The organism is Nocardia sp. NPDC060220 (genome assembly GCF_042727815.1).
Classification (GTDB): Bacteria; Actinomycetota; Actinomycetes; order Mycobacteriales; family Mycobacteriaceae; genus Nocardia.
The window spans coordinates 1-6273 of the sequence record NZ_JBHWZY010000393.1; the positions used below are offsets into that span (position 1 = coordinate 1).

Below are 6273 nucleotides of genomic sequence, written 5' to 3' on the forward strand. Positions count from 1 at the left end.
GCCTCGACGGCCTGCTGAGCGATACCAGCGGCATCGCCACGCTGCCCGACGAGTTGCGGATCCCGATCCTCGAGGGGTTCACCGACTCGATGCACAGCGTGTTCCTGCTCGCCGCCGACCTCGCCGTGGTGGCCTGCCTGGTGCTGGTCTTCATGAAAGAGATTCCGCTGCAGGAGGATCCGGCACCGGACGATCAGTCCGATGCCACCGCGCTGCGCGATGTGAGCCTGCACGACGCGCACGAGATGGCGGGCGAACTGCACCCCGTCGCCACCGGTCGGGTGATCGCGGGGCTGTTGCGACGCGACGACGCGCGCCCGGTACCCGCCGCGACGCTCACCCTGATCGATCAGCACGGGCATCAGGTGGCCCGTGGCAACGGCGACGCCGACGGTGCGTACGTGATCGAGGCGCCCCGGCCGGGCAACTATGTACTCATCGCCGCGGCGGCCGGGCATCAGCCCGAAGCGGTGAGCGTGTCGATCGGGGAGCGCGCCCAGCACGTCGACCTGATGCTCACCGGCGCGGGTGAACTCACCGGGATCGTGCGATCGGCGCGGCGCGGCGAACCGCTCTGGGGTGCCACGATCACGCTGACCGATCCCGAGGGCGAGGTGGTGGGCGCGGCGATCACCGGCGAAGACGGCACCTACGTGTGCCGCGACGTCGTGAGCGGTACCTACACCCTGGTCGCGGTCGCCGATCACATGCGGCCGGCGGCAGTCGCGCTGACCGTGCCGGAGACGGGCTCGCTGCATCGCGACATCGACCTCGAACCGATGGCCATCCTCCTGGGCTCGGCCTGGGTGGACGGCGACCGCCCCGTCGCCGATGTGCAGATCACGGTCCTGGACTCGGGCGGCGATCCGGCAGCGACGGCGCGCACCGACGAGAAGGGGCGGTACCTGGTACCGGACCTGCCGGAGGGGGAGTACACGGTGGTCGCCCGCGGCTATCCGCCCGTCGCGAGTCAGGTATCGGTGACCCGCGGCGAGATCACCCATGATGTGACGCTGGGATACGAGAACGAGGAGTCGATGAACCGCCGGTAGGCGGGTCGAGCGCAGCATCGGGCAGGGTGCGCGGCGTGCCGATCAGGCGGACTCGGCGACCTGTTCGTCGCGGTAGGACTCGGCCAGCTCGGTCAGGGGAATCGAGAGGGCCTCGGCCAGGCCGACGACCGTGCCGAAGGCCGGTGAGGGCAGCCGTCCCGACTCGATCTTGCGCAGCGTTTCCGGGGAAATACCCGCTCGCAGGGCCACCTCGGCGAGGTCGCGGTCGCCGCGAGCGGTGCGAAGGCGGCGGCCGAGACGGCGGCCTGCTTCGACCTGCGCGGGGCTGAGCGGGAGTCGGACCATGCGACCGATGGTATGTCCTCGCGAACGCGATGGCCAAGCTGAGTAGGGATCTCCGTTTTCGCCTCGCCCGGGCGGTGGCGGTGGTAGGTGTCAGGGGAGGACATCGAAGTTCGAAAGGTATGGGTATGACACGACGGTTCGAGGGCAAGGTCGTTTTCGTGACGGGAGCGGCGCGTGGGCAGGGCAGGGCCGAGGCGGTGCGCTTCGCCGAGGAGGGTGCCGACGTGATCGCGATCGACGCGTGCGCGGAGTTCGCCAGCACCAGCTACGCGGGCGCGACCGAGGCGGATCTGGCCGAGACCGTGAAGCTCGTCGAAGCGACGGGCGCCGAGATCGTCGCGAGCAAGGTCGATGTGCGCGATTTCGACGGGCTGTCCGCGGCGCTGGCGGCGGGCATCGAGCAGCTGGGCAGACTCGATGTGGTGGTGGCCAACGCGGGCATCTGTTCGGCGGCGATGTCGTGGGAGATCACCGCCGAGCAGTGGCAGGAGACCATCGACGTCAACCTGACGGGCGTCTTCCACACCGCGAAAGCCGCTGTGCCCCATCTGATCGCGCAGGGCGAGGGTGGCGCGATGGTGTTCATCAGTTCGGTGGCGGGTCTGAAGGGCACGCCGTTCACCGGCCACTATGTCGCGACCAAGCACGCGATCACGGGTCTGGCCAAGACGATGGCGAACGAGCTCGGCGCGCACCGGATCCGGGTGAACACCGTCCATCCCGCGGGCGTGGCGAGCGGCATGCAGATCAACGAGATGGGCCCGCTGTTCGAGGAGTACGGTGCCACTCTCGCGCCCATCTTCATGAACGCCCTGCCCAGCCACATCTGTCAGCCCGAGGAGATCGCGGCGACCGTGGCCTGGTTGTGCTCGTACGAGGCGAGCCAGATCACCGGTGCGCAGATTCCGGTGGACATGGGCAACCTGAACCGCTGATTTTGGTATTTTTATACCGGCGCGGCTAGTGTCGGTATGAAAATACCAAGTGGAGGCGTGATGGTGGAGCTGAAATCACCCGCGGAGATCGAGCGCATGCGGGTGACCGGCCGGTTCGTCGCCGACGTGCTGGCCGGGGTGCGCGACCGTGCGGCGGTCGGGGTGAACCTGCTCGAACTGGAAGCGTATGTGCGGGAACGGATTCGCGAGCGCGGGGCGGTGTCGTGCTACTGGGACTACTCGCCGTCGTTCGGGCGCGGGCCGTTCCGCAATACGGTGTGTCTGGCCGTGAACGATGCTGTGCTGCACGGGCTTCCGCACGACTACGTCTTGCGCGACGGCGACCTGCTGACGGCTGATCTGGCCGTGTCGATCGACGGCTGGGTCGCTGACTCGGCGATCTCGTTCATCGTCGGTACCCCCGCACCCGCGGACGAGCGACTGGTCAGGGCCACGGAAGAGGCCCTGACCGCCGGGATCGCGGCCGCGCAACCCGACAACCGGATCGGCGATATCTCCGCCGCGATCGCGAACGTCGCTCGCGGGTACGGATACCCGGTCAATACCGAGTTCGGCGGGCACGGGCTCGGGCGGACGATGCACGAGGATCCCCATATCGCCAACGACGGCAGGGCTGGGCGCGGGTTCCGGCTGCGGCCCGGTCTCACGGTGGCCATCGAGCCGTGGTTCGCGGCGAGCACGGCGAAGGTCTACACCGACGCCGACGGATGGACCATCCGCTCGGCCGACGGCTCCCGCTGCGCGCACAGCGAGCACACCATCGCCGTCACCGCCGACGGCCCACGGATCCTCACCTCCCACGACTGATCGATCGGCTCCGGACGTGCCGAAGCTTGCTAGCGGGGTCGGCGGTCGACGAAGGCGTTGCCGGTGAGAACCGGGACGGTGGCGTCGGCGTCGCGTTCGATCGCGATGGCCACATCCTCGGCGAAGCCGATCGCGGCGAGTTCGCGGCCGGACGCGCACTCCGTGATCAGCGCGCCCACGTCGGCTGCCGCCTCGAATGCTGCCGCAGCCGTGTGTGTTTCGGGGGACGGAGTAGTGATGCCGCGATCGATCAGCGCGGCGGCGAGCGCACCGGCACCGAGCCAGTCCTCGAGCGCGGGCCGCACGGTGTCGGTGCCCGGCCAGTGCTCGCCCGCCGCGATGATCGCGATCGGTCGATCGGGAGTGCCCCAGTGCTGGGCGACGAGCCAGTCGGCGACCGCGCTGACATTGCGCAGGCAGGCGGCGACGACCGGCGTTTCCTCGACAGCGGCGGCGATGTTGGAACCGTTGGGCGAGGGCAGCACCAGGCGTGGCGTGAACGGCGCGCGCCGGATCGCCGCCGGCGACAGCGACCACGGACCGGCCTCCCGCCGTCCGACGGCCAGTTCGGCGGCATTCTCCGCGGCGAAGTCCCGCGCCGACTCGTCTCGCCACCGATACGGGAAGACCGCGGTGCCGGCGGCGGTAGCGACGGACACCGACGTCGTGAACGACAACACGTCGATCACCACCAGGCACCCGGCCCCCGGCCCGAGTATCGCCGCGCCGGTCCGCCCCCACTCCACCCGGATCCCGAATCCGTCCTGCCGTGCCCACTGCGGTGCCGATCGCACGCTGACCTCCCGATAGCCGAATCCGCCAGTCCACCACGGCAACCGACGATGCGCCACCGCTGACCTCACCACGCGTGAAACCCCGACCGGTCAGGACGACCGATTGGCTACGGGACCGGCGAAGTACTGTCCCGGCGACGTGCCGACGGCCCGCCGGAACGCGGCCACATACGCGCTCGGGCTGTGATAGCCGACCCGGGCGGCGATGCGGGTCACCGGTACACCGTCGGCCAGTGGGGTCAGAGAGGCCGCCAGGCGGATCTGGGTCCGCCATTGCGCGAAGGTCAGGCCGGTCTCGGCGCGAAACGCGCGAGCCAGGGTGCGCGAGCTGGCCGCGGCGTGCCTGCCCAGTTCGGCGAGGGTGCGGTCGTCGGCGGGATTGTCGAGCAGGACCTCGGCGACGACGCGTGCACGGGGGTCGGTCGGCAGTGGCGCGCCGATCGGAACGACCTCGACCGGCTCGAGCAGATCGAACACCATCGCTTCGGCCCGCGTCCGTCCGTCGTCTGTCAATCGCCGTGATGTCATGTGGTCGAACAGTTCTCGCAGCAGCGGGGAGACGCTCAGCAGCGTCGGTCCGGGAAACAGTGCCGGGCACCGGTCGGGTTCGACGAAGATGCCGCGCATATCGGCCCCGGCCGTCGTTCCGGTGCGATGCGCGACGCCGCCGGGTATCCACAAGGCTCTGGTCGGCGGTAGCACCCAGTGGTGGGCGCCGATGTCGATCCCGATGACTCCTCTACCCGCCCAGGCGATCTGATGCTGGGGGTGGCGGTGCTCGTCGAACCAGTATCCGGCGGGCAGGATTCCCGCGCCGAGCACCATGGCCGTCGGACCGGTGTCCGCGGCCAGCAGCAGGTCATGTCCGTTCTGCGACATAGTCTGTCAGCGTAGTGACTATCGGCCACGGACCCCGGCTCCTACCGTCGTAGCTATGGCGATGAATTACTGGCACAGGCTGTTGTGCAGGTCCACGGCGTGGGAATGGGTGACGGCGACGAAGATCGTGCCGTGGGTGATGCGCGACATCGACCTCGGGGCGTCCGCGTTGGAGATCGGCCCGGGTTTCGGCGCGAACGTGGCGCCACTGCGGGACCGGGCGGCCTCGCTCACCGGCCTGGAAATCGACCCCGTGCTGGCCGCGCGTCTGCGCACCCGGTTCGCGCGGGAGCTGCGGGTGGTCGACGGCGACGCGACCGCGATGCCGTTGCCGGACAAGGAGTTCGACTCGGTGGTCTGCTTCACGATGCTGCACCACGTCCCCTCACCCGCACAGCAGGACGACCTGTTCGCCGAAGCGCTGCGGGTGTTGCGACCCGGCGGGGTGTTCGCCGGCTCGGACGGACTCGACAGTCCGCTGTTCCGGCTCCAGCATGTGGGTGACACGTGCGTACCGGTCCCGGCGGACACGCTCGCCGACCGGCTGGCGGTCGCGGGGTTCACGGGCATCGACGTGAAAACCGGTCTCGGAATGTTCCGGTTCCGGGCCGAGCGGCCCCGCTGACTCTTCGCTCGGAGCTTGCTCGTGCTCAGCGCAGGAAGGAGGGCGTCAGGTCGATACCGGGTGGTGGCCGCAGACGGCGGAGTGTGCCGTCGATGCTGGTGACATAGAGCGACCACGCTCCGGTGGTGAGGTCGGGGGCCAGGCGGGCCGAGGTGGGCCCGATCGGCGGTGGGCTGGGGAGCGAGCCCCGGGGAGTGGTCCAGCCGGTGGCCAGTGTGCACCAGGCGCCGGTGGCCGGGTCGACCTGGTAGACGCTGCCGGAGTAGTCGCCGGTGACGAAGGCGAGGCCCGCGGCGGTGACATCGAGGTCGTCCAGTCCGGGCAGGAGACCGTCGTTCACGGTGGCGAGGGGAGTGGGCCGGTCGGGGGCGTCGAAGGGAACCCGCACGAGCTGGGAGGTGAGGACGTCCTCGGTGATGACCGCTCGGTGGTCGGGGGCGAGAGCGAGGCCGTTGGGGCGGGGGACAGGGGACCAGGCGAGGGTGAATTCGCCGGTGGCGGGGCGGTAGCGGCTGATGCCCACCGGCGGCCAGGGGACGGAGAGCTGGGAGATGAGCAGGTCGCCGTCGGGGAGCAGCAGTAATCCGTTGGGCTGCACCAGGTTCGGGAGCACAACGGTGACCTCGCCGGTGGCCGTATCGAGTCGGCTCAGGGTGCCGCCGCCGTTCGGTGTGGTGCCGTCACCGGTGACGAAGTAGAGATCGCCGCCGATCAGCCGCAGCCCGGCGGGGTTGTCGAGGCCGGTGCGGATCGTGGTGACCCGGCCGTCGGCGCCGACGTGCAGGATCTCTCCGCGAACGATGCCGCTGACGTAGAAGCCGCCGCGGCCGTCGTACTCGAGGTTCTCCAGGCCC

The 6273-nt window shown here is 69.7% G+C and carries 8 protein-coding genes; 4 read left to right on the forward strand and 4 right to left on the reverse strand.

Annotated features, from left to right (window positions below):
- Positions 1–1052 (forward strand): collagen binding domain-containing protein (locus ACFWF3_RS20425; RefSeq protein ID WP_379314871.1); only part of this gene is annotated, 1052 nt, incomplete at its 5' end.
- Positions 1053–1094: 42 nt separating this feature from the next.
- On the opposite strand, the gene ACFWF3_RS20430 is transcribed toward ACFWF3_RS20425, so the two are convergent.
- On the reverse strand, positions 1095–1358 hold the full coding sequence (locus tag ACFWF3_RS20430; protein ID WP_378627518.1) for a helix-turn-helix domain-containing protein: 264 nt from the start codon (positions 1356–1358) through the stop codon (positions 1095–1097).
- 119 nt (positions 1359–1477) lie between these two features.
- Between ACFWF3_RS20430 and ACFWF3_RS20435 the strand changes: the two genes are divergently transcribed.
- Together ACFWF3_RS20435 and map are read left to right on the forward strand one after the other, a co-directional pair.
- Positions 1478–2293 carry a mycofactocin-coupled SDR family oxidoreductase gene (locus tag ACFWF3_RS20435; RefSeq protein ID WP_379314872.1) on the forward strand — a complete coding sequence of 272 codons (816 nt, stop codon included), beginning with the start codon at positions 1478–1480 and terminating at the stop codon, positions 2291–2293.
- Between the two features lie 60 nt (positions 2294–2353).
- Entirely contained in the window at positions 2354–3121 is a 768-nt protein-coding gene (gene map / locus ACFWF3_RS20440; RefSeq protein ID WP_379314873.1) for a type I methionyl aminopeptidase, read from the forward strand.
- Positions 3122–3150: 29 nt separating this feature from the next.
- Here the strand turns inward: map and ACFWF3_RS20445 are convergent, their stop codons facing one another.
- Positions 3151–3915 (reverse strand): 2-phosphosulfolactate phosphatase, encoded by a 765-nt coding sequence (locus tag ACFWF3_RS20445; RefSeq protein ID WP_379314874.1) that lies wholly within the window; start codon positions 3913–3915, stop codon positions 3151–3153.
- Between the two features lie 90 nt (positions 3916–4005).
- Positions 4006–4794 carry an AraC family transcriptional regulator gene (locus tag ACFWF3_RS20450; RefSeq protein WP_379314875.1) on the reverse strand — a complete coding sequence of 263 codons (789 nt, stop codon included), beginning with the start codon at positions 4792–4794 and terminating at the stop codon, positions 4006–4008.
- 55 nt (positions 4795–4849) lie between these two features.
- On the opposite strand from ACFWF3_RS20450, the gene ACFWF3_RS20455 reads away from it, so the two are divergent.
- Positions 4850–5419: a class I SAM-dependent methyltransferase gene (locus ACFWF3_RS20455; RefSeq protein ID WP_379314876.1), complete on the forward strand. Its 570-nt coding sequence runs from the start codon at positions 4850–4852 to the stop codon at positions 5417–5419.
- Positions 5420–5444: 25 nt separating this feature from the next.
- On the opposite strand, the gene ACFWF3_RS20460 is transcribed toward ACFWF3_RS20455, so the two are convergent.
- Positions 5445–6273, reverse strand: an 829-nt coding sequence (locus ACFWF3_RS20460; RefSeq protein WP_379314877.1) for a hypothetical protein, incomplete at its 5' end; no start/stop codon positions are given.

Coding starts and splice junctions, on each gene's coding strand:
- ACFWF3_RS20430 (WP_378627518.1), bottom strand. CDS start 1,358: ATGGTCCGACTCCCGCTCAGCCCCGCGCAGGTCGAAGCAGGCCGCCGT.
- ACFWF3_RS20435 (WP_379314872.1), top strand. CDS start 1,478: ATGGGTATGACACGACGGTTCGAGGGCAAGGTCGTTTTCGTGACGGGA.
- map (WP_379314873.1), top strand. CDS start 2,354: ATGGTGGAGCTGAAATCACCCGCGGAGATCGAGCGCATGCGGGTGACC.
- ACFWF3_RS20450 (WP_379314875.1), bottom strand. CDS start 4,794: ATGTCGCAGAACGGACATGACCTGCTGCTGGCCGCGGACACCGGTCCG.
- ACFWF3_RS20455 (WP_379314876.1), top strand. CDS start 4,850: ATGGCGATGAATTACTGGCACAGGCTGTTGTGCAGGTCCACGGCGTGG.